Consider the following 24,020-nt stretch of genomic DNA (forward strand, 5'->3'; position numbering starts at 1 on the left):
TTCTATGTCAAAAGTCATTATCCGCACTGAAGCAGCCCCTGCTGCTATTGGCACTTACAGCCAGGCGGTAAAAATTGGTACCACGGTTTATTTATCAGGTCAGATCCCATTAGTGCCGTCTACCATGCAAATGGTCTCAGAAGATTTTGCCGAGCAGACTCATCAGGTGTTTAAAAACCTGACCGCAGTCTGTGAAGCCGCCGGCGGCAACCTGAATAATATGGTGAAAGTTAATATTTTTCTGACCGATCTTGGCCAGTTTGCCACGGTAAATCAGATTATGAGCGAATACTTTGCCGAACCGTATCCGGCCAGAGCCGCAGTCCAGGTCAGTGCGCTGCCCCGTGGATCACAAATTGAAATTGACGGTGTAATGGAAGTGCCGTCTACTCATTAATGATAAAATCAGCCGTGTTACGTCACCTCTGGCCGCTGGCTGCCTGGCTTTATTTACTGCCACAACCGGCTGTGGCCGAAATTCAGCCACCGGTTATTGCGCCCCCTACCCTGGTCTGGTGCCTGGATCATTTCCCGCACTTTCATGAGTATGACAGCGGCGACACCCCTACTGGCCCATCGGTAGAATTAATTCAGGAACTGGCCAGACGGGCGGGTTTTCAGCTGAGCTTTACCCCACGCACCAATCTGGCCCGTTGTCTGAAGCTGATGGAGCAGGGAGAAGTCGACCTGATGACCAACCTCAGATACAGCGATGAGCGCAACCAGTTCATGTATCTGCTGCCGTATAGCAATAATGTCGCGGAAAGCTTATTTCTGCGAATAGCCGATAACCGGCTTATCGACAGTAAAGCCCAGTTACGCAGCCTTACCCTGGCCACCTTACGCCACTATTTGTATAACCCGGCCACTATGGCACTTATCGCAGAAGAGTCACGCCATATCGCCCAGGTTGACAGCATAGAAGTGGCGCTGGAAATGTTATTGCGCAAACGAATTGACGGCCTGGTTGCGCCGACAATCAGCACCACCGAAGCCATTAATGCGGTAAGCAGTTATCAGCAGCGCTTTAAAATTGCCCCACTTGATTTTAGCGGTAACACACCGAACAACATTCATCTCGCTATTGCCAGAAACAGCCCACATGCTGCTTTACAGCCGTTGTTGCAACATCATTTGCAAACCATGATTGACGATGGCACGGTAGAGCGGCTTATCCGCAACCCGGAAAACCGGCCTGACGTTAACGAGCTGAAACTGCAACAACCTTAAATGCTTTGCCTCTGCCCATTCCCGGTTTACACTGAAAGCATGCTCCTGTGATTGTAAGAGACCCCTTTGCCGCATACCCGACTGGATAGCCTCAGCATCAGCCTGATCAAGGGCGTAGGTGCCAAAGTGGCAGAGCGCCTGGAAAAGCTTGGCATCGCCAGTGTCCAGGACTTACTGTTTCATCTGCCGCTACGTTACGAAGACCGCACCCGCATTTATGCTATCGCCGACTTAATGCCAGCAATCCACGCTACTGTGCTGGCAGAGGTGATCAGCAGTGAAATTCAGTTTGGCAAAAGACGTAGCTGGCTGGTAAAGGTCACTGACGGCAGCGGTTTTTTAACCTGCCGGTTTTTTCACTTTAGCGCAGCGCAGAAAAATGCGGTAACACCCGGGGTGAAACTGCGGTTGTTTGGCGAGGTTAAACGCGGCCCGCGGGGCGTTGAGATGCTGCATCCGGAATACCGGGTACAACAGGACGAGCAACTGCAACAGGTCGCGGAAACCCTTACCCCGGTGTACCCGACCACCGAAGGTATTAAACAGGCCAGCTGGCGCAAACTCACCGATACCGCACTGGAATACCTGAGCCGCTATGCCCCGGCAGAGTACTTACCGGCAACCTTGCTAAGTTCGCCCTGGTCACTGGCCGAGGCGCTGGCGTATATTCACCGGCCGCCACCGGATGCCCAGCTCAGTCTGCTGGAAGAAGGGCGTCACCCGGCGCAGCAGCGGCTTATTCTGGAAGAACTGGTGGCCCAGCAACTGAGCATGCATCAGCTGCGCAGTCAGAGCCAGCGCCAGCGGGCGATTGCCCTGAACCACAACCGCGATATTGAGCAAACTTTTTTAGCCAGCTTGCCGTTTCAGCTGACTGCTGCACAGCAGCGGGTGGTGGCTGAGCTGCGGCAGGATCTCGCCAAGCCGCTGCCAATGCTGCGTCTGGTTCAGGGTGATGTTGGCTCGGGCAAAACCCTGGTGGCGGCCTTAGCTGCGCTGACGGCAATCAGTCAGGGTTATCAGGTGGCGCTGATGGCACCGACTGAACTGCTGGCCGAACAGCATGCCACAAACTTCAGCAACTGGTTCAGCCCACTTGGCATTACCGTGGCCTGGTTGGGTGGCAAAACCAAAGGCAAGGCCCGCGATGAGGTGCTGAGCCAGCTGGCCGATGGCCGGGCCCAGATGGTGCTGGGCACCCATGCGTTATTCCAGCAAAGTGTCAGCTTTTGCAAACTGGCGCTGATTATTATCGACGAGCAACACCGCTTTGGCGTGCATCAACGGTTAGCCCTGCGGGAAAAAGGCGGTATTGCCGGCGTCTATCCGCACCAGCTGGTGATGACGGCTACCCCTATTCCACGCACGCTGGCGATGACCGCCTATGCTGATCTGGATACCTCAGTTATCGATGAGTTACCGCCAGGTCGCACTCCGGTTACCACCGTTGCGATTCCTGACAGCCGGCGCCAGGAGATTATCGAGCGGGTGCGCAATGGCGTATTGCAGGATAAACGCCAGGTATACTGGGTGTGTACCTTAATTGAAGAATCTGAAGTATTACAATGTCAGGCGGCCGAAGACACCGCAGCCAGCCTGGCCGCTGCCTTACCAGAGCTGAAAATTGCCCTGGTACATGGCCGATTAAAAAGTGCTGAAAAACAAGATATTATGGCGCGTTTCAGCAGTGGCGAGCTAGACTTACTGGTTGCCACCACGGTAATAGAAGTCGGGGTCGACGTACCCAACGCCAGTTTAATGATTATTGAAAATCCGGAGCGGCTGGGTCTGGCCCAATTGCATCAGTTACGCGGCCGGGTTGGTCGCGGCAGCGCGGTATCCCATTGCGTGTTGTTGTATCATGCGCCATTATCAAAAACAGCACAGGCCAGGCTAAGCGTATTGCGCGACTCTAACGATGGCTTTGTGATTGCCCAGCGCGACCTGGAAATCCGCGGCCCCGGTGAGCTGCTGGGCACCCGCCAGACCGGCCTGCTGCAGTTTAAAATTGCCGACATCAGCCGCGATGCCGAGCTTATTCCACATGCCCGCCAACTGGCTGCAACGCTGTGGCAGCAGGACCAGAGCGCCTGCCTGCAACTGATCCGCCGCTGGCTGGCGAATAAAGATATTTACGGCAACGCCTGAGGGACAACAGCAATGAAAAATCTGCAACCACTTATGCAACCTCTTTTGCAACCACTAAGCCCGCTGCAAATTCGCCAACAGTGCCGCAGTGGTCAGTTCAGCGCTACCACCTCGGGTTTGGCGCCAGGCTTTGTTCAGGCCAATATGGTCATTTTACCAAAGCAGTATGCCGCCGATTTTTTGCAGTTCTGTCATTTTAACCCTAAGCCCTGTCCGCTGCTGGGCATGGCGGCAATGCCCGGCGCCATTGATATGCCGGCGCTGGCGCAGCAGCTGGATATTCGCCGCGACTTACCCAGATACCGGATTTTCCAGGATGGCAAGCTGAGCAATGAAGTCACTGATGTCACAACGTACTGGCGGGATGATTTAGTGACTTTCCTGATTGGCTGCTCGTTTTCGTTTGAAGAATCTTTACTGGCCGATGGCCTGGAGATCCGTAATATCACCGAACAGGTCAATGTGCCAATGTATCGCACCAACCTTGAGTGCACCCCGGCAGGGGCATTTCACGGCGGTATGGTGGCCAGTATGCGGCCAATGACCCCGGCCGATGCCATCCGGGCTATTCAGATTTGCTCGCGTTTTCCTCAGGTACACGGCGCGCCGGTGCACTTTGGCGATCCGGCCGCTATTGGTATCAGCAATATCGATAAACCCGATTTTGGTGATGCAGTCACAATAAAACCGGGCGAAGTACCGGTATTCTGGGCCTGCGGTGTTACGCCTCAGGTCGCTATAGCCAATGCCAAAGTAGACTTTTGCATTACTCACAGCCCCGGCCATATGCTGGTACTGGATGTCCCAAACAGCAAACTATCAATACTTTGAAAATAATGACCGGGCCGCTTGCTCAGCTTTTAAAGTAGCTGCGTAAGGTACTGCCACTGCTGAATACGCTGATCATGCTGCCCAGTACGCCGGCAATCGAAGCGGCGACGATATGCAGTGACTGTCCCGAGGTCAGCGCAATGCCACCGACGATCACCACCACCACTACCGCAAAACTGAGCCGGTAGTTTTTCCAGACACCGGCTTCGCCCACTTTTACCAGCTGGCGCAGCGTTTCAGAAGGCTCAGCATTTTGCACAAACTGGCGGAAGCTGCGGTTCACCAGCTCTAAACGACCCCGGCTTACCCGCAGCAGGCCATTCATTGCTAAATGCTCAATCATCAGGTAATTCAGTGGGTTAAGCTGATGACCATTGGAAAGATTAAACAAGGCCAGTTTTTCTTCGTTGCTGCAGCTCTCCCACTTGTAGCGATACAGCGCATCGGCATGATGCAGAATAAAATTTAACGTGGCCCATTGCCGGGTACTCAGGCCATCGCTGCCACGCCAGATACTTTGCTTATCCTCTGTCTGTTGGCTCAGCTGCTCTGTCGTTACCGGCAGGGGGCCAAGCAACGGGTAAGCCGTTATTTCCTGCTGCAACATCTCGGTATCCAGCGGCTGAGCCAATGCCGGGGGTAGCTGGACGTTAAAATTCAGCAGACATTCTGACCACGCAAGATACTCGGTCTGCTCCAGCATGCTGCCACCGGCTGCGGCCAGGTCGTCTTTTATTGTTAATCGCTGCAGGCTGTTAAACCCCATCACCAGGTTAAACTCAGTTAACGTGCCCAGTAACGTCAGGTTTTTTAACTCGTTGATAAGCGCCAGTAATTGCTGCCGCCGCCGCGGCCCATCCAGGCAGGTCTCTATCTGACTAAGGGTAACCCGGACAGGCTCATCGGCCCGGGTTTGCTGCAGCGTTATTGACACATTCTGCAACTGTGAATCATCGTTAAGTTGCCTTAACAGGGCACTTTGCCGGTACAGCTGGGCAAAGCCCGGCAGCGACGGCGAACGGTTATCACCATCACTATCTGCCAGCTGCTGCTGTTTTATCAGCAGCATTAAATTAACCCCGGCAGGCGGGCAGGCAGTTAACTGTAAGTGCAGCCCCGCAGTTAACCGCCTGCTGGGGCTCTGTTGCGCCTGCTGACACAATTGATAAATATGCCGCAAAAAATCACTGTTATAGCCTAAGCGTTGCCATAACACCCGACGCACGTACAGCTGCCAGAGCAGCAGCAATAATCCCAGTGGCAGTAAAAAGCGTAAGCACACCGCAGCCAGCTGGCCCGCTGATTGCACACTGCTGGCACTATCGCGTAACTGCTGCAAAGCCTGGTCAGGCACATCAAGCGGCTCAACCCGTACCAGAAACGTTTTTACCCATTGCCATAAATAAGTATTGCCAATAATCGTACTCAGCTTTGGATAGTCATCTGGCATACCGCTGCTGTTTACGTCGGCGCAGCGCTGCTGCACCTCGGTATAAGACCAGTTTACCGGTAACAGTTGCCAGGGTTGCCAGCGCTGCTCAGTCATCGAATTGGGAAAACGGTTTAAAGCAAACTCATGAATTTCGGCCCGCTCGCGGTTAAATTCAATACATTGCATTTTGGCATAATGCGCCTGCAACGCCTGCTGCGGCACCTTGCTGATATAGGACAGATAGCTGAACGGCGCCAGGGTAATCAGCGCCACGCTGCCGGCAATAATCAGTTTGGCAACAGGTTTAATAACCGGCGCCTGCGGCTTGCGCTGGCGTAAAAACAGGCCGGCACAGCCAGTAATCACCAGTAGCAAGGCCGCACTTAACCAGGGCAATAACGGGTTCAGCTGCGCCGACGGTATGGTCAGTTGCAGTGCCGTACGTAATGCAAAAAAGCCATATACCAGCCCCCAGATTAATGAAACCAGCAACAACAAACGCCGGCTGTCAAAACCAAGCGGAATAGTCAGCCGGTTTTTCAGCTGTTTGCTGTTAAAGAAGCGTCTTGCCAGTTGTAAGCCTGTGATCAGTAATAAAAAAAACACTATCATACTGACACTGAAAATCAGGAACTGGTTGCTCATAATGGCATCGACATGGTCTTGCGGGTAAAACAGTACCAGCGCCCATTCATCAACCGGCGTGCCACTCAGAATAAAATTGCCCGGTTGACCATGATAAAAACCGGCCAGTCCAGCTTTGATGCCATCGCCGGTCGGCTCGCCTGATTTAATCGTCTGGCTAAGCAGGTTATTCTCGCTGCCTATATAGTAAATATTCTCGACAAAAGTGCGGCTGTTATCGTTGTGATAAAGCACTTTACCGCTGCGGCGCTCTACCACCATAAACTGCAGACCATGGGCAGGCGGCGGGGCCAGACTGACCGACGGCAGCACCACATCGGCAACCAGCACAAAGCCGGCATCAGCGTAGCTGTCAGCATCAGGTTCAGCCATCAGTGGCATAGCTATGGTCGTGCCGCGGGTGCCGTTATTTATGTTCAGCAAGCGCTGAATATACACATTGTTAAATTGCTGACCAGCCAAATCCAGTTGCCAGCCATTGCCCTGGCGCACCCGTTTAAAATAATCACGATGCGATAAATCATAAATTTTTAGCGCGGCATTATTTTCCAGATAATACACCGAGGGCAGGCTGGAACGGCCGGCAGCATCAAGCAGTGTTACCGACAGCAAACGGCCGGGAGTCAACGTCGCATCCCGCCGGTAATAGCTTCGCAGTGAGCAGGGCGGATCAGCGGCTACCTGCATCGACTGCGGATAAAAATCAAAAATTAACTCCGTCGATGTACAGTCAGTCAGTAACTGCCGGTAATTGACTTTCTGCAACTGGCGCACCGGCTGCAACAACTCGGCATAAGGCGCAGCGCCCTGCCAGTGCCGCTGATAATATGCGCCATACTGTTGCAATTCAGAAAATACCGCTTTAATGTCTGCCGTCAACCCGGCCCGCAGCTGCGTTATATATTGTTCAGCCTGTTGCTGCCGGCTTTGTTGCCATACCGACACCGTTAGATAGCTGAAAATCAGCGCCAGCAACACGGCGAAAAAACCATAGGCAATCAGATAACAGAAACTGGCGTATAAGCGGTTAACCGACTGGTTTTTCGGTTGCAGATACATCCGCAGTACCGACCAGACAAAAATCAGACTGACCAGGGTGGCAAACAGCAACGGAATATTCCAGTAACCACTGCCCTGCTCGGCTAATTGTTGCCGGGGCAGCAAGCCAACCAGATATAACTGCTGCACCGACTGATCCTCAGCCATGCTGTTTACTGCCACCAGCCCGGCCGCCAGCCGCATCGGATAAATAAACAACCGGTAATCGCCATAAGACAGTTTCATATCCAGCTGCACACTGTAACTGGGTAACCTTGGCTCTGGTCGTTGGCCGCTGTCGGTAACTTCACTGAAAAAATCACTGAACTGATGCTTACTCAGCGCTTCAGTCACACTGGTAAGATTAACAAAAGAAATGGTGGTTTCGCCGCCGGTGCTGGCAAGTACCTGACTGTCTTCGGTAACAAACAGCAGCTGACTGAAGCCGCGCTCTGGCTCCGGTAAAAAATCAGCATGCTGAATTTCAGCCTCAGTATAACTGACTGTGTCTTTATCCAGCCACTGGTACCAGCGCAGTTGCACCTTGTCCTGGGTCAGCCAGTACCGGTTAGTGTAGGTTGGGCAATCAGTATTGACATCAGCAGCCTGCTGCGGGCATTTAGCGCTAAGCTTTTGCCGGGTGGTAACTTTATAACTGGGAAATAAGGCGCGGATCGCCGTTTCGCTTTCCTGATAGTCATATAAGCTTTGCAGCTTAATCAGGTTTTCAGTGAAAGTACTACCTGCTTCGGCCAGCACCCTGAAGTAATCCTGGTTTATCACACTACTGCGGGCCTGGGCATAACGGTAATAACCAAATACCATTAATCCCAGTAACGCCGCCATCAGCAATATCAGACCAGCAATCCGTTTCGGGCCGGTTTTTGGCGGGCGTTGCGTCGACGCAGTGTTGTTGCTCATGTTGCTGGCCTGTCCGTTAGCAGTTAAGTAATAACGCAAACTCAGCAAATTGCAAACTACAGCAGTCTGCCTCCCCTCTTGTAGTTAGTGACCAATTTCAAATGTTCAGCATTTTTGCTGTTTACGATTATCGCTATTGAGCAGTTTGCCGGCTTTGCCTACAATGGCGCACATTTTCTTTATTAAGGCCAATGCCATGAACGATACAACCGCCGATACGGTAAACAACGAACAGGCCCGCCCGGAATTACCAGACCGCTTGTCGGTAAACCCGCGCAGCCCGCATTACGTGGAACAGATTTTTCAGTACGATGTCGGTATTAAGCTAAACGGCAAAGAGCGCTTTGACGTTGAAGAATACTGTATCAGCGAAGGCTGGGTTAAAGCAGCGGCAGCCAAAGCGCTGGACCGTCGCGGCCAACCGTTATTAATGACATTAAAAGGCAAAGTAGAAGCTTTTTATCGCTGATAAAGCAGAGTAAATAACCAATAACCTCAGGGCGTGCTGGCGTTTGGTGGTTATTGGTTTAATCCTTATTTTTTTACGCTGGCAGTAATACCTCCCCCCTGGCTATTGCTTATTCGCCTGACAACATGAATAATTTATTCCTGAGCAGATATTTTCCGGGTTATAGAACACAACGGTGATCTATTAACTGATCCCGGTATCGCCACAGGAGGCAGCATGCTACTTAATTGCGATTTAGGTGAAAGCTTCGGCAGCTGGACCATGGGCCTCGACAGCCAGGTTATGCCTTATATCGACCAGGCGAATATTGCCTGTGGTTTTCATGCCGGCGACCCTGATGTAATGCAGCGTACGTTGCAACTGGCAAAACAGCATGGCGTGCAAATTGGCGCTCATCCGGCCTATCCTGATCTTAACGGCTTTGGCCGGCGCAGTATCCAGTGCTCGCACAATGAAATTATTAACCTGCTGCATTATCAGATTGCCGCACTGGAAGGCATGGCGCAGTGTTACGGCTTAAGCTTGTGTTACGTAAAACCGCACGGTGCCCTGTATAACGATATGATGAGCAAACCGGCAATCTGGCAGGCAGTACTGCAGGCCATTGCCAGCTACCATAAACCGCTGAAACTGATGCTGCTGGCCGATAATAACCGGCCAACTTATCAGCAACAGGCAGCAGAGCTTAAAGTTGAACTGTTGTTTGAAGCCTTTGCCGATCGCCGCTACACCGATGATGGCAAACTAACGGCGCGCAGCGAAAAAGGCGCGGTGCTGCATGGCAACGATGTCCTCGCCCAGGTAAATGAGTTAATTAACGATGGCAGTGTTACCACCGCCAGCGGCCAGCGCCTGGCGCTGCATGCCGATACCCTGTGCGTGCATGGCGATAATCCGGGCGCCGTTGAGCAGGTAGCGCAAATCCGGGCGCTGTTAAACCGCGCTCAGGCAGCAACATGACCAGCAGCCAGCCGCTGTACCAGTTAACCCTTGCCGGCGAAAATGCGGTTATGGTCTATTTCGAACAGAAAATGGCGCCGGATATTGCCGGATTAGTACAGCAGGCCGCCACGCTTATCCGGGAGGCCCTGGGGCCGCATCTGCTGGAGCTGCTGCCCTCTTATGCCTCGGTTATGGTGGTGTTTAACCCCTTTAGCTGCGATCATTTTACCGTTAAACACTTGCTGCGTCAGGCCCTTAGCAACCTTAGCGCCAACAAGCAGCAGTCCGGCCGGCGTATTGAGTTGCCGGTTTATTACAGCGAGCAAAGCGGCCCCGATCTGGCGCTGATTGCCAGAACCAAACAGCTGACAATTGATGAAGTTATAAAACTGCACCAGCAGCAGATTTACCGGGTATATGCCATCGGTTTTGCGCCGGGTTTTGCCTATCTTGGCGAAGTAGCCGAACAACTGGCGATGCCGCGCTTAAAAACACCACGCGCCAAAGTACCCCGCGGTGCCGTCGCCATTGCTGATCGCCAGACTGCGGTATATCCGGCAGTATCGCCCGGCGGCTGGAATTTAATCGGCCTGTGCCCTACGCCGATGTTTCAACCGCATAAGCAGCCGGCAATGCCGGTTGCGGTCGGTGACGAAGTGCAGTTTGTTGCTATCAGCAAAACCGAGTTTTTAGCCCTCGGTGGCGAGATTGGTGGCGAGCTATGAGCCATTTTCAGGTACTTAACCCCGGCGTCCTCAGCCTTATTCAGGACAACGGCCGCTTTGGCCAGAGCCAGCTTGGCTTAACCAACGGCGGCCCGCTCGATGTCGGCTCGGCGCGCCTGGCGAATGCCCTGGTAGGAAACGGTGCCAATGCTCTTGTTGGTAACGGTGCCCTGGTAGGTAATACTAATACAACTACCGCCAATGCCAGCTTAATAGAATGCAGCATCGGTGGCCTGCAACTGCAGGCCCACTGCGCCACTACTTTTGCCGTTACCGGCGCCAGGGTAGCGCTGACTGTAAATGGCCAGCCAAAAGCGCTGTGGCAAAGTCATTCTGTGCAAAGCGGCGATATTATCGAGCTGGGTATGGCAAGCCAGGGCCTGCGCGCTTATTTAGCAGTGGCCGGCGGCTTTACCATTACTCCGCAGTTTGGCAGTAGCGCCACGGTTATGCGTGAGGGTATCGGCGGCCTGGATCAAAACGGCGCCAAACTGCAGCCTGGCGATAAGCTGCCATTAACCACCAGCACTGCCCTGCCAGGCCGGAGTTTAGCTAAAGCGCTGCAACCCGATTTTAATTTCAGCAAAGGCCTTACCCTGCGTCTGATTGAGGGTTATCAGAGCCCATTATTCAGTACAGTTGAGCGCCAGCGCTTTTATCTTAATAGCTATACTGTTACTCCAAAAGCCGACCGGATGGGCGTTACACTTAGCGGCCCGGCTATCAGCTGCAGTAGCACCAGCCTGTTATCTGAAGGAATCTGTTATGGCGCGGTGCAAATACCCCCTGATGGCCAGCCAATTGTACTACTTAATGATCGACAGACCCTGGGCGGCTATCCGAAAATAGGCAGCGTGCTGTCACTCGACTGCTGGCAACTGGCCCAGGCCCCTGCCGGCACCGTATTACAGTTTGTTAAAACCGACCCGCAGCAAGCCCATAATGCGCTGTTGCTGGCGCAGGCCCGTTATCAGCGAATGCTGCAACAACTTGACGGAGTGACAAATGCCAACTGCTGATTTGCTACAGCTTAGCCAGCAAATAGAACAGTTACTGGTCGCCCGTAATTTACGTGGCATGCAGCTGCTGCAGCAACAGCTGCGCCCCGGCTATATCCTGCGCACAGCCCGGCTAATAAATCAGTGCCAGGGTACGGTATTAATTGGCACCGGTTTTCCGGTACTCGATACCTTTGAAACCGATGGCCCGGTTGGCGCCATTGCGCTGTATCAGCTACTGGAGCAACTGGGAGCCAAACCGGTGCTGATAAGCGGTAATCCGCTGTGCAGCGTACTGGCCAGCCGCTATCTTACTTATCAGATTAGCGTTAATCAGCAGCACAACCTGCCGGCAATTGCCAGCGCGGCATTGGCAGAACTGCAGCCACAGTTAATTATCTCCATTGAACGGCCCGGTTTTACCGCCAATAATCGTTACGCCAATATGCGTGGCGAAGATATTACCGAGCGCTGCGCCAGTTTCGACCATTTTTTAAGCCTGGCTGGCTGCCCCACTATTGGTATTGGCGATGGCGGCAATGAAATTGGCATGGGCAATATGGCAGAGTTTTTAGGCCAGCTGAATATTACCCCGGCCGTAACCGAATGCGACGAGCTTGTAGTTGCCGACGTGTCTAACTGGGCAGCCTGGGGTATTATTGCCATGGTATCAGTACTACAGGGCCGCGATTTATTGAGCGGCGCAAACCCGCTGGCCATTTTGCAGTTTTTATCAGCCCACGGCAGTGTTGATGGCGTCACCCGGTTAAATACGTTAACTGAAGATGGCCTGGCCCATACTGAAGGCGAGCAACTGATTAATGAATTAAAAGCTCTGGTTGAAGAACCAAATCGAGTTGCCCACGCCAACACGCCGTAAATACATCCCTGTAGGCTCGTTTCCGCCCGTCCAGGGCTTCAACGGTCGGCTTAGGGCAAATCGATTCGTTTTAAAAAGTTCGTATCAGGTTCCGCACAACCGATTTTAAAGTGAGAACAGCATGAGCATAGTGTATTTAAATGGTGATTTTATCCCGGCCGCAGAGGCCAGAATTTCACCGATGGATCGCGGTTTTTTATTTGGCGACGGCATTTACGAAGTTATCCCCAGCTACAATGGTCGCTTTGTCGGCTTTAAGCCGCATATCGCCCGCATGCAGGATGGCCTGGCCCAACTGTCAATTGAACCTGGTTTGGCGCTTGCCGACTGGCAAAGCATTTGCCAGCGCCTGCTTACTGATAACCGTGCTACCAATGGCGATAATCAGGCAGTGTATATTCAGGTTAGCCGCGGTACCGATACCAAGCGTAACCATGCATTTCCGGCTAATATCAAAGCCACCGTCTTTGCCTATGCCTTCCCAATCGCCGCCGAACCGGTGGCCGATAAAAGTAAAGCTACCACTTTTAATGTTGTCACCGGCCAGGATTTGCGCTGGCAGCGCTGCCATATTAAATCAACATCATTGCTGGGCAACGTGTTGCATTATCAGCAGGGGTACGCCAGTGGCGCCCAGGAAATACTGCTGTTTGATAAAGACGGCAACTTAACCGAGGGCGCTGCAGTAAATGTGTTTGTTATAAAAGACGGCGTTATCGCCACGCCGCCGCTTACCACTAAATTACTGCCAGGTATTACCCGCTTATTGCTATTAAATATTCTGCGCAAACACAGCAGCATCAAAGTAGAAGAGCGCGATATTTCCGAGCAGGAAGTATTCGCCGCCGACGAAATCTGGCTTACCAGCTCCAGCAAGGAAATAGCGCCGGTACTCAAAGTAAACGAGCATACGGTAGGCACAGGCGAAGTTGGCGATGTCTGGCTGGCGGCGCAACAGCTATTTAGCGCCCATAAGTATGATGAGTAAGCAGATCTCTAACTCGCCACCGAATCCCCCCTCTTTGCCAAAGAGTGAGCACTAACCCGTCCCACTTTAGCAAAGGGCGACCACAGGGGGATTTGCTTTGATCTCAGGCCGGTTAATTGTATTCTGACCCCGATTTTTTTGCTGGATTTTTAGCCACTGGTACGATCAATCAACAGGATCCTGCGATCAAAAACCGGAACAGTCAGCAAAAAGGCCAAAAAATAAATTTTTTAACTAATACCTTTGTACTATAAAAAAGCGTGGCCGCAGCCCCTTTAAAAAACTATTTTTCTATTTAAGATAATAACTTAGCTATTTTTCGATTATTAATTAACATTTAGCTTGCGCTACCCTGAAAAATCACCAAAATAGACATCAGCCCCCACGGCTAATTAAATCCTCAGGAGAAGTAAAAATGAAACGTACACAACAAGGTTTTACCTTAATTGAATTAATGATCGTGGTAGCGATCATCGGTATTTTAGCTGCAGTAGCACTGCCAGCTTATCGTGAATATGTAGCCACCTCATACGGCGGCCAGGCGATGAAAGCTGTTTCATCTTATGTAAGTAAAATGCAAGCATGTGTTCAAACAGGTATTGGTTGCCAATCATTAAATGATGAAGTTACAGCTGAGCCTAAGCTTGCTTCAGGTGGCACTATCGAAGAAGCATTAGCAGCTGAGTTAACTTGGACAAATGACGGCTGTATTTTAACAGCAAACTTAACTGCCCCTGGCGTATTAACTTATACCGCTACAGGTGTAGGCACAACTACTACTGCACAATGCGAAAAAGGTGCAGGTTTAGATAGCTAATATCTACTTGACTAAAGAAGCACTTCGGTGAGCGAAGTGCTTCTTTTTTTACCTCAAGGTGTAGTTTAAAACGTGCAAAATTTTAGCTTAAAATACTTCCATCCCGTTTTTTACCTGCTTATTGTACCTAATTTTTTTCTATTTTTTGTTGCGGATTACCTTGGCATCGGCCGCTCGCCCGTCAACCTTGATTATTTATTTGCAGCGTTATTTGTATACTCTCGGGTTCCCATTATTGGCTATTTGGTATTCATAGTTTTTTTCATATTAGATATTTTAGCACTGCTGGTACAAGTATTTACGTTTGCCCGCCTGGAGCACTTAGTCTATTTATCAAGTTTTTTGCCTGATGCGCCTAAAGCATATCAAATCGCGACGTTGGCAGCCCTGCTGTGGTTAGCTGTGTTTATGGTTAATGCCGTAAAACTGAATAAAAATACCAACCTAACTCAAGCATTAGTATTGTTTAATCTTGCGCTTGGAATATTTGGAGTACACGTTTACACAGTAGACGCTAATAACACAGACAAGGTATGGCGCGTTCACAATGCTCCGCTGGTTGGCAGCCCGACATTACATACGTTGAAACATCGCAGCACGTTGTTTTATCAATATTTCTATGCTGATGGCGAAACTTTTAGTAAGTTTGTTCCGCCAAGTGCCACGCAATTTAATAATGCACTATTTTACGAGAGTGGAAATGAGAAATTATTACTCATTGTTAATGAGTCTTGGGGGGTAACTAAAGACGAGCGGATAAACGCGGAGTTAATGCGCCCGATTACACAATTAAATGATATGGTGAAAAACGTTCACAGCGGTCAAATTAATTTCTTAGGCGCGACAGTCGCGGGCGAACTTCGCGAGCTTTGCCATCTTTCTCCAAACCATTTTAATTTAAGAAACGCAGCTAGTGGCCTGGAAAACTGCATTCCTCATAAACTTAAGCAGCAAGGTTACTCCACCTCAGCATTTCATGCAGCATCAGGTGTAATGTATGACAGAATTTATTGGTACGCAAAAGCCGGCTTTGATAGTGCCAGGTTTTTTGAAAATCTAAGCTGGACTCGCCGCTGTTACTCTTATCCTGGAGGCTGTGATGTCGAACTAATTAACGCAGTAGTGGCTGATGTGGCACAACCAGGTAAGCGATTTACCTATTGGCTGACACTTAATTCACATGCCATTTACGACGAAAGGGATATTGTGACAGATCAATTCGACTGCCTGCAGTTTGCTGTTGAATCGAGCACACAGACCTGCCGTAATTTGAAACTACAAGCACAATTTTTCCATGTATTGGCCGAGCAAATTGCTGATAACAAATTGGCTGGCGCAAAAGTATTGATTGTTTCAGACCATGCGCCAGTTATTACAAATAAAATAGAGATGGAAAAATACTTTATCGACAACAAAGTGAACTGGCTCAGTTTCGATATTCCAGCAAATGCAGACATCTTCACTATAGAGAATGGCAAGACAACAGCTGCTTTACTAAGTGGCAAGCAATGAGCTGCTATGTAAACTGGAAGCATTTCGAACCCAACCACTTTTTTAACCTTTTGCCGCTCCCGCTTTATTAAGTGACACCGAAAGTCAGCTTTTTCCGAACGATGAACGAAATGTATTATGCCGGCTCACCATCAAACCAGTCAGTTCGTTCACTATCTCGCTGGTATGTCTTTTACACTTTATCTATTCCATTACAAGCTGCTTCAGTTATATACATGTATGTTCAGTCAAAATGTTTTAGTTGGTGTAATAACTCTTGTGAGTGTTCTTTTAATCGCTCCGTGGACAGAAGGGCGTAAAGCCTATTGGTTAGGCTTTATCAACCAAATCAGTAGTCATTTGAGAAAGCGAATACGCGAAAGGTATTAAACTTGAATAACCGCTAAATGCTGGCATAATCAAAGCATTCACGGGAAATTTATAGCATCTTAGGATATTTACGCTGTATGGCGGTTAATGCAAATTCCACCTTATTAAAGCGCTTATTGCAACAGGGCATTATCGATAGCGATAAAGCCACAAAAGCGATTAGCGAAAGAAGCGGCAATTACCGTACCCTGCCGGAACTGTTAATTAATGAAAAGTTAATAGGCTCCGCCCGGCTGGCGGAAATGGCCACCCAGGTTAGCCATGCCCTGAGTATCGACCTGGATTATTACGATTTAGTCTCGGTACCGGAAGATTTACGTAATGAAAAGCTGATCCGTAAAAACGATATGCTGCCGCTGGCCAAACGTGGCCGTACTATGTACCTGGCCGTAATAGACCCAACCAATATTGCCGCGATAGAAGATTTTGAGTTTAATACCGGCCTCAATGCTGAAGTGGTAGTAGTTGAATTTGATAAGCTGCAAAAACTAATTGAAAAGTTGTTTGACAGCAGTTTTAACCTGGCCGGTGATGCCGCCGACTGGGATTTAGGATCCTTAGGTATAGTTGAAGAGCAGGAAGACGAAGGAGCCGTTACCGCCGATAAAGAAGACCAGCCGATTATCGCCTTTATTAATAAAATGCTACTCGATGCGATACGCAAGGGCGCCTCGGACTTACACTTTGAGCCCTATGAAAAACTGTATCGGATTCGCTTTAGGATAGACGGTATTTTAAATGAAGTCGCTAACCCGCCGGTGGCGCTGGCCAGCCGGCTATCGGCCCGCTTAAAAGTTATGTCGCGGCTCGACATTGCCGAGAAGCGAGTACCGCAGGATGGCCGGATAAAACTTAAATTATCGGCTAAAAAATCGATCGATTTTCGGGTCAGCAGTCTGCCTACCCTCTGGGGCGAGAAAATTGTAATGCGGATCCTCGATTCTGACAGCGCCATGCTGGGGATTGACGTATTAGGTTATGAAGATATTCAGAAGCAGCGCTATTTAGCAGCGCTGGCTCAGCCGCAGGGCATGATTTTAGTGACCGGCCCGACCGGTAGCGGTAAAACGGTGTCGCTTTATACTGGCCTGGCGATTTTAAATACCAGCGAGACTAATATATCTACCGCCGAAGATCCGGTTGAAATTAACCTCACCGGTATTAATCAAGTGCAGGTAAACCCGCGCGCTGGCTTAACCTTTGCTACCGCATTAAAATCATTTTTACGCCAGGACCCGGATGTGGTCATGGTCGGTGAAATCCGGGATTTAGAAACGGCCGAAATAGCCATTAAAGCGGCCCAGACCGGTCACTTAGTGTTATCAACGTTGCACACTAACTCGGCCCCGGAAACCCTGACTCGACTGCTTAATATGGGCGTACCGGCCTATAATGTGGCCAGTTCTGTCAGCTTGATTATTGCCCAGCGCCTGGCCCGCCGGCTCTGCCCGCAGTGTAAAGCACCAGAGAAACTGCCCGATCAGGAGTTACTGCGCCAGGGCTTTACCGAAGAGCAGCTTGACAGCATCACCATTTTTAAACCGGTCGGTTGCGATCATTGCACCAATGGCTATAAAGGCCGGGTCGGTATTTATGAAGTAATGCCCATCAGCGGTAAAATGGCCGATATTATTATGGCCGATGGTAACTCTTTAGATATTGCTACCCAGGCCCAGAAAGAAGGCATCAATAGCTTACGCCAGTCGGGCTTAATTAAAGCCGCCGCCGGGGTAACCAGCCTGGCCGAAGTTAACCGCGTAACTAAAGGTTAACTGCGGGTTTTGAGTGCTTAGTGACAAGTGACAAGTGACAAGTGACAAGTGACAAGTGACAAGTGACAAGTGACAAGTGACATTTTGCTACGGCGACCGAATACCTAACAAGCTGAATTTTACATAGGGCGTGATAGCGCCACAACAGGACAATCAGTATGGCTCAGGCACAAAAATTTAAAATTAAAGAGCTGGAAATTTATCAATATAAAGGGGTAAACCGTCGCGGCAAAAAAGCCGATGGCGAGTTAAAAGGTAATAGCATAGCCGAAGTAAAGGCTCTGCTTCGCCAGCAGGGTATTACCCCGTCTAAGGTAAAACGTAAACCGAAATCATTGTTTGGCGGCGAGAGAAAAATCACCGCGATGGATATTGCCGTGGTAACCCGCCAGATTGCTACTATGCTGGGTGCCGGTGTACCACTGGTGCAAAGTGTCGATCTCATTGCCAATGGTGCTGATAATAAAGGTCTGCGCACCTTAATGCAGAAAATTTCAGTAAAAATCCAGTCGGGTTTGCCGCTATCCGAAGTGCTGCGCGAGCACCCAAAATATTTTGATGAGCTTTACTGCGATTTAGTTAAATCGGGCGAGCAGTCCGGTGCGCTGGATCGGATATTTGACCGCATCGCGATTTATAAAGAGAAGGCTGAAGCCCTTAAATCTAAAATTAAAAAAGCGATGTTTTACCCGATAGCAGTATTAGTGGTTGCCGCTATTGTTACCTCAATTTTGTTGATTTTTGTGGTTCCGCAATTTGCTGAAATTTTTGCTAGTTTTGGTGCTGAACTCCCGGCTTTTACCCAGTTTGTCTTGGGTATCTCGGAAATGATGCAAGAGTACTGGTGGATCGTTTTAGCGGGTCTATTTGCTTTTGGCTATGTGGTTAAAAAAGCTTATGCCAATAATTTAAAATTCCGCACTATGGCCGATGGCTGGATTATAAAAGCACCTGTTATCGGTAGTATTTTAAATAAAGCGGCAGTCGCCCGCTTTGCCCGCACCTTATCGACTACCTTTGCTGCCGGCGTGCCATTAATTGAAGCGCTGGAGTCAGCGGCCGGCGCCTCGGGTAACGAAGTCTACCGTAATGCAATTATGCATATCCGGGAAGAAGTCTCGTCCGGTACCCAGATGTATTTAGCGATGAAACAAACTGATCAGTTTCCGGAAATGGTCATTCAGATGGTATCGATTGGTGAAGAGTCCGGCGCGCTGGATGGCATGCTGGAAAAAGTCGCCAATATTTATGAGCAGGAAGTGGATGATGCCGTAGATGGCTTAACCGCGCTGCTGGAGCCAATGATAATGGCGGTATTGGGCGTGGTTATCGGTGGTTTAATTATTGCCATGTATCTGCCTATTTTCCAAATGGGTGCGATTATTTAATGACTGAACTTGCCAGCTATTTAAGCCAGCATAGCTGGCTTTTTATTACCCTTGTTACCGTGATCAGTTTACTGATTGGCAGCTTTTTAAATGTGCTGGTATACCGCCTGCCAAAAATGATGGAGCGCGAGTGGCAGCAGGAGTATCAGGCCTATTTTCAGGCAGATGCCAGTTTAACCACTGATCCCAGAACTGCAGCTAAACCCGCTGCAACAGAACCCTTTAACCTGGCAGTACCGCGATCGCGCTGCCCGAACTGCCATACCCCTATTGCCGCCCGCGATAATATTCCGGTAGTAAGCTGGTTGCTGTTAAAAGGCCGCTGCCGCCACTGTCAGGCACCGATAAGCAGCCGTTATCCGGCGGTGGAAGCATTAACTGCCATATTATCAGCGCTGGTGGCCTGGCAATATGGCTTTGGCATGCCGGCGCTTGTGCTGATATTTGTCACCTGGGGCTTAATAGCCCTGAGTTTTATTGATATCGATACCATGCTGTTACCCGACAGCCTGACCCTGCCACTGCTGTGGCTGGCGCTGTTATTCAGCCTGACTGATTCAGCCTTAGTTAATCCTTCTCAGGCTATCGTTGGCGCCGCTGCCGGCTACCTCAGCTTATGGCTGGTGTACTGGGGCTTTAAACTGCTGACCGGTAAGGAAGGCATGGGTTATGGCGATTTTAAATTGCTGGCCATTTTTGGCGCCCTGCTTGGCTGGCAACAGCTGCCACTGATTATTTTACTATCGTCGGTAGTGGGCGCAGTGATTGGTGCCAGCATGCTGGCCATTCAGGGTCGCGACAAGGCAACGCCTATTCCATTCGGCCCGTACATTGCTGCCGCTGGCTTTATTGCCCTGCTATGGGGTGAGCAACTGACTAACGCCTATTTAAATTACCTTGGGCACTATTAATTTAGTGACTAATTCAGTGACTAACCCAGCGACAAACCCAGTGACTGAAACGGTGGCTGACACAGTGACAAGCGACAGCGCTGCCCCTGCTAACAGTGATAGTAATACCCTGCTCAGCAACAGGCGCTTTATTGTTGGTTTAACCGGGGGTATTGGCTCGGGTAAGTCGACAGTAGCAAGCCTGTTTAACGGGCTGGGTATACCGGCGGTCGATGCCGATGTGGTCGCTCGCGAAGTAGTCGCAAAAGGCAGCCCGTTACTGGCAAAAATTGTTGAGCATTTCGGGCCAGAGCTACTGACAGCAGAACAGACATTAAACCGGCCGCTGCTGCGCCAGCTGATTTTTAACGATCCGGCTGCCAAACAGTGGCTGAACAGCGTTATGCACCCGGCTATCCGCACTGCTATGCTACAGCAGTTAGCCCAGTTGCCGCCCGCGCCCTATGTGTTATTAATTGCGCCCCTGCTGCTGGAAAATAAGCTGCATAATCTGGTAAACCGGGTACTGGTCGTCGATATAACTGAACAAAACCAGCTTACGCGTACTCTAAGCCGGGATGCTGTTGCATCTGGTGCCACGCCTGAGCAGGTGCAGGCAATTATTGCCAGCCAGATCAGCCGCTCTGAGCGCTTAGCTTTGGCTGATGATATTATTGATAACAATGCTGTTATTGAAAGAACGGATATTGAGAAGATTGTTATTGAAAGAACCGATATTGACAGCGGCGGCGAAACAGCGATGCTGGATCAGCAGGTACAGCAACTACACCAGCGTTATTTAGCGCTGGCACAGGATTTTACCTAAATGCTGAGATTACAGATGCTGAATTTACTCATGCTGAAATAATCGGGCCCGCTGGTCCGGTTAAGTTTAATACAGGCCAGAATTCATTATGACGGACAACATGACAGACACTATGACGGACACCACCGCCATTGTTTACGAGCATCCGCTGAACGAAAAAATCCGCACTTATCTGCGCCTGGAGTTTCTGTTCCAACAGGTGCATTGTCAGTTGGCGCTGGCCGATGAAAATCAGCAACAAAGTTTTTTTACCAATTTGTTTGCGTTAATTGAGGTAATGGACCGCAACGATGTGCGCCCGGATTTAATAAAAGATATCGAGCGCTGTGAAAGCCAGCTGGTTATTTGGTCGCAGCATCCGTCGGTGTCGGATACTAAATTACAAACCATGCTGCAGGCCGCGGTAAGAATGCAGTCCGAATTATTGCGCAGTGGTAAGTTACTGGGCGCTCTGAAAGACGATAACTTTTTAGCGCCGCTGCGTCAGCGCTTCAGCATTCCCGGCGGCTGCTGTTACTTTGATATGCCACAGTTGCAATACTGGTTTAGCTTGCCGTTGGCTGAGCGCCAGGCGCAGGCAGAAGATTGGCTGAACCAGGTATCGCTGGCTGAACAGGCTATCCGCTATGTATTAAGCTTTATTCGCGAGCGTGGCCATTATCAGGATGTGCTGGCCGACAATGGCTTTTATCAGCAAAACGCTGAGCAATATGAGTTATTGCGGATTAAGTACCCGGCCGGCGAAGGCACTTACCCGACTGTCAGCGGTAATAAATACCGTTACGCTATTCGCTTTATGCAGCTGGATGCCGACAGCGCCCGCAGTGCCGCCGCTAAAACGCAGCAATTTCAACTGGCTTGTTGCTAGAACTGCATCTAAAAGTTTAGTCGAGTTTGGCGTAAAAAGCTGACACCGATTCACCCACGCCGACACGCCGTAAACCCATCCATGGGGTCTCGGTTCCGCCCGTCCAGGGCTTCAACGGTCGGCTTAGGGTAAACCGATGTCTGCTTCAATAAGTTCTGCTTAACTCCTACCTGTGCTACCAAAGCGAAACTGCTATACTAAACGCCGGATTTAAAGTTTTAATCAGAGTTATGTTATGCCAACAACCGTTAAATGCCCTACCTGCAGTAATGCCGTGGTCTGGGATGCCAGTTCCGCTTTCCGTCCTTTTTGCTCTGAGCGTTGTAAGTTAATCGATTTAGGCGACTGGGCGGCTGAAAACCACCGCATTCCCGATAAAGCCCCAATAGATGCCGACTTATCTGAACAGTATCTGGCTGAATTGGAACAGGAATTTATTGCTCAGGATAATCAGTTTTTTAAAAATTAAACATTAGAAAATTATCCTATTTCGTCACAATATTTTACATTTTTATAATAGGTACAAGGATAATTCTTATTTATTCAACAACTTATTTTCTGGCATATTTTGTGCAAAAAATCTGGTGTTGTAATAAATGTACAGTAAATAACTTTCAGGATGAAAACTATGAAACTTTTAAAACTGGCTGCTGCGGCGGCCTTGTTTGGTATGGCAGGGGTTTGCCAGGCCTCAATGATTATTACTAATGGTAATGTCAGCCTGGGTGTCGATGATTACGGCCAGCTTAATGTTCCAGGTGGCAATGCAGATGTTACCGGCTTAACCGGCGTCGGTTTACGCTACCTTAGTGATGGTTTGGAATATGAGTCAACCTATCACGGTTGTTTATGTGAAGGTTGGGGTGTAGCTGCTACTAATATTTCCGGCTTCGCTAACAATAACTTTGGCGCCCCGTCAAACCTTAGCCTGGTAAGCTTTGACAGTACTGCCTCTACCGCTACCTCGGTAACTACCATGGGCGGTTTGCTACAAATTACTCATGACTTTGCCCTGGCAGCAGAAACCGACGACTTATTCCGCGTTTCAGTAACCATTGAAAACATCAGCGGTGCCGATATAGCAGAGCTGTTGTATCGTCGTACCTTTGACTGGGATACCTCGCCAACGCCATTTGAAGAGTTCGTAACTATTGGTGGCACTGCGGCTGCCAGTTCAGTATTTGCAGCCAACGATAATGGCTTCTGCAGTTCCGACCCTTTAGACTCATGCAGCCAGTTGCTGGCATCAGGCGATTTCACTGCCAGTGGCCCGGAAGATCATGGTGCGAACTTTGATTTTAACTTCGGTGCCTTACTTACCGGCGAAACCTTCAGCTTCGATATTTTTTATGGTGGCGCCGCTAACCGCAATGCAGCCCTGTCAGCCTTAGCCAGTGTAGAGGCAGAAGTATATTCGTTCGGCTGGTCTGCTTTAGATGTTGATCAGGATGGTTTTGGTGATGACGAAGGCGAAATTACTCCTACCTATATTTTTGGTTTCTCTGGTGTTGGTGGTACGGTAATTATTGATCCGGACGACCCGGTAGCGGTACCGGCGCCTGCTAGTATGCTGTTATTTGCCGGTGGTTTAGTCGCCTTGTTTGCCCGTCGCAAACGCTATGCTAAGCTATAACCAATTAACGCAGTAAGCCTGTATAAAGCCTTGCCTTAGCGCAGGGCTTTATTTTTTGCCCTTAACTATTTGTTAGCGTAATCGCCTTTTTAACGGAATGAAAATTATGGCAACCTATACATTTCACCCTTTATTGTTTGTTGCAAAAGTACTGGCTGGCACCGTAATAGTGAGCACACTGCTGATTGCAGTGCTGAGTGCCCCCGCTTTTGCTGATGAAACAAAACCTGCAGTAACAGAATTTGGTGATTGGCGGGCAGTTTGTAAAACCAACTGTGTTATTGCCCAGGGCCTGCAAAACCCGGAACAACCGTCCATTATTTACTCCAGCCAGATTTCATACGTCAGCGGTAACAACGACCCGGTATTACAGCTTAATTTGCCTTTAGGAATATATCTGCCACCGGGGGTGGCGATTGATATCGGTACCAATAAACACCGGGCGCCGGTAACAGTATGCCTGCCGGAAGGTTGCAAAGTACTGTTGCAGTTAACCCCGGCAATTGTGCAACAACTGCGGGATAACGCCGCTTATACGGTACAACTGTTTGTTAACGAACAAAGCCCACGCCAGCTGAAGTTTTCACTGCGCGGCTTTAGTGAAGCGCTGGCCAGTTTAACGGCTGGTAGCAACTGAGACCTGATACTTATCTACAAGGGATACAAAAAGGTACGGGCAAAAGAAAGCTGCTGCGGTG

Annotated in this window: 21 protein-coding genes; 20 read left to right on the top strand and 1 reads right to left on the bottom strand. The window is 49.8% G+C overall.

What is annotated here, in order from left to right:
• Nucleotides 1–4: 4 nt before the first annotated feature.
• The 4 genes from R3187_RS08080 (at nt 5) to R3187_RS08095 (ending at nt 4,209) form a co-directional block, all read left to right on the top strand.
• On the top strand, nt 5–397 hold the full coding sequence (locus R3187_RS08080; protein ID WP_318966205.1) for a RidA family protein: 393 nt from the start codon (nt 5–7) through the stop codon (nt 395–397).
• Nucleotides 397–1,230: a substrate-binding periplasmic protein gene (locus R3187_RS08085; RefSeq protein ID WP_318966206.1), complete on the top strand. Its 834-nt coding sequence runs from the start codon at nt 397–399 to the stop codon at nt 1,228–1,230. Before R3187_RS08080 ends, R3187_RS08085 begins: the two co-directional genes overlap by 1 nt.
• Nucleotides 1,231–1,296: 66 nt before the next feature.
• Nucleotides 1,297–3,378, top strand: a complete 2,082-nt coding sequence (gene recG / locus R3187_RS08090; RefSeq protein WP_318966207.1) for an ATP-dependent DNA helicase RecG — start codon at nt 1,297–1,299, stop codon at nt 3,376–3,378.
• A 12-nt stretch (nt 3,379–3,390) separates the two neighbouring features.
• Nucleotides 3,391–4,209, top strand: coding sequence for a putative hydro-lyase (locus R3187_RS08095; protein ID WP_318966208.1), 819 nt, complete (start codon nt 3,391–3,393; stop codon nt 4,207–4,209).
• A gap of 22 nt (nt 4,210–4,231) precedes the next feature.
• On the opposite strand, the gene R3187_RS08100 is transcribed toward R3187_RS08095, so the two are convergent.
• Entirely contained in the window at nt 4,232–8,245 is a 4,014-nt protein-coding gene (locus R3187_RS08100; RefSeq protein ID WP_318966210.1) for a hypothetical protein, read from the bottom strand.
• Nucleotides 8,246–8,441: 196 nt separating this feature from the next.
• On the opposite strand from R3187_RS08100, the gene R3187_RS08105 reads away from it, so the two are divergent.
• From R3187_RS08105 to R3187_RS08180, 16 genes are all read left to right on the top strand, one after another.
• The gene (locus tag R3187_RS08105; RefSeq protein WP_318966212.1) at nt 8,442–8,714 is read left to right on the top strand and encodes a DUF3297 family protein; all 273 of its coding nucleotides are present in this window, start codon (nt 8,442–8,444) and stop codon (nt 8,712–8,714) included.
• 216 nt (nt 8,715–8,930) lie between these two features.
• Entirely contained in the window at nt 8,931–9,674 is a 744-nt protein-coding gene (locus R3187_RS08110) for a 5-oxoprolinase subunit PxpA (RefSeq protein ID WP_318966213.1), read from the top strand.
• A complete protein-coding gene (pxpB, locus tag R3187_RS08115; RefSeq protein WP_318966214.1) occupies nt 9,671–10,381 on the top strand; it encodes a 5-oxoprolinase subunit PxpB in 711 nt (236 codons plus the stop codon). The genes R3187_RS08110 and pxpB overlap by 4 nt, the downstream gene beginning before the upstream one ends.
• Complete coding sequence (locus R3187_RS08120; protein ID WP_318966216.1) at nt 10,378–11,400, top strand: biotin-dependent carboxyltransferase family protein; 1,023 nt, start codon at nt 10,378–10,380, stop codon at nt 11,398–11,400. The genes pxpB and R3187_RS08120 overlap by 4 nt, the downstream gene beginning before the upstream one ends.
• Nucleotides 11,387–12,259 carry a glutamate cyclase domain-containing protein gene (locus R3187_RS08125; protein WP_318966218.1) on the top strand — a complete coding sequence of 291 codons (873 nt, stop codon included), beginning with the start codon at nt 11,387–11,389 and terminating at the stop codon, nt 12,257–12,259. Before R3187_RS08120 ends, R3187_RS08125 begins: the two co-directional genes overlap by 14 nt.
• Nucleotides 12,260–12,380: 121 nt before the next feature.
• Nucleotides 12,381–13,247 carry a D-amino acid aminotransferase gene (locus tag R3187_RS08130; RefSeq protein WP_318966219.1) on the top strand — a complete coding sequence of 289 codons (867 nt, stop codon included), beginning with the start codon at nt 12,381–12,383 and terminating at the stop codon, nt 13,245–13,247.
• A 415-nt stretch (nt 13,248–13,662) separates the two neighbouring features.
• A complete protein-coding gene (locus R3187_RS08135; RefSeq protein ID WP_318966220.1) occupies nt 13,663–14,064 on the top strand; it encodes a pilin in 402 nt (133 codons plus the stop codon).
• Nucleotides 14,065–14,136: 72 nt separating this feature from the next.
• Complete coding sequence (locus tag R3187_RS08140; protein WP_318966222.1) at nt 14,137–15,576, top strand: sulfatase-like hydrolase/transferase; 1,440 nt, start codon at nt 14,137–14,139, stop codon at nt 15,574–15,576.
• 446 nt (nt 15,577–16,022) lie between these two features.
• Nucleotides 16,023–17,717, top strand: coding sequence for a type IV-A pilus assembly ATPase PilB (gene pilB, locus R3187_RS08145; RefSeq protein ID WP_318966224.1), 1,695 nt, complete (start codon nt 16,023–16,025; stop codon nt 17,715–17,717).
• A 158-nt stretch (nt 17,718–17,875) separates the two neighbouring features.
• Nucleotides 17,876–19,105 (top strand): type II secretion system F family protein, encoded by a 1,230-nt coding sequence (locus R3187_RS08150; protein ID WP_318966226.1) that lies wholly within the window; start codon nt 17,876–17,878, stop codon nt 19,103–19,105.
• Complete coding sequence (locus tag R3187_RS08155; RefSeq protein WP_318966227.1) at nt 19,105–20,016, top strand: A24 family peptidase; 912 nt, start codon at nt 19,105–19,107, stop codon at nt 20,014–20,016. The genes R3187_RS08150 and R3187_RS08155 overlap by 1 nt, the downstream gene beginning before the upstream one ends.
• Before the next feature lie 64 nt (nt 20,017–20,080).
• Complete coding sequence (gene coaE / locus R3187_RS08160) at nt 20,081–20,821, top strand: dephospho-CoA kinase (RefSeq protein ID WP_318966228.1); 741 nt, start codon at nt 20,081–20,083, stop codon at nt 20,819–20,821.
• A gap of 88 nt (nt 20,822–20,909) precedes the next feature.
• A complete protein-coding gene (gene zapD / locus R3187_RS08165; RefSeq protein ID WP_318966230.1) occupies nt 20,910–21,689 on the top strand; it encodes a cell division protein ZapD in 780 nt (259 codons plus the stop codon).
• A gap of 235 nt (nt 21,690–21,924) precedes the next feature.
• The gene (gene yacG / locus R3187_RS08170) at nt 21,925–22,158 is read left to right on the top strand and encodes a DNA gyrase inhibitor YacG (RefSeq protein WP_318966231.1); all 234 of its coding nucleotides are present in this window, start codon (nt 21,925–21,927) and stop codon (nt 22,156–22,158) included.
• Nucleotides 22,159–22,317: 159 nt separating this feature from the next.
• Nucleotides 22,318–23,322: a PEP-CTERM sorting domain-containing protein gene (locus R3187_RS08175; protein WP_318966232.1), complete on the top strand. Its 1,005-nt coding sequence runs from the start codon at nt 22,318–22,320 to the stop codon at nt 23,320–23,322.
• Between the two features lie 106 nt (nt 23,323–23,428).
• Nucleotides 23,429–23,959, top strand: coding sequence for an invasion associated locus B family protein (locus tag R3187_RS08180; protein WP_318966233.1), 531 nt, complete (start codon nt 23,429–23,431; stop codon nt 23,957–23,959).
• The last annotated feature ends 61 nt before the right edge of the window (nt 23,960–24,020 follow it).

Source organism: Arsukibacterium sp. (genome assembly GCF_033721375.1).
GTDB lineage: Bacteria > Pseudomonadota > Gammaproteobacteria > Enterobacterales > Alteromonadaceae > Alishewanella.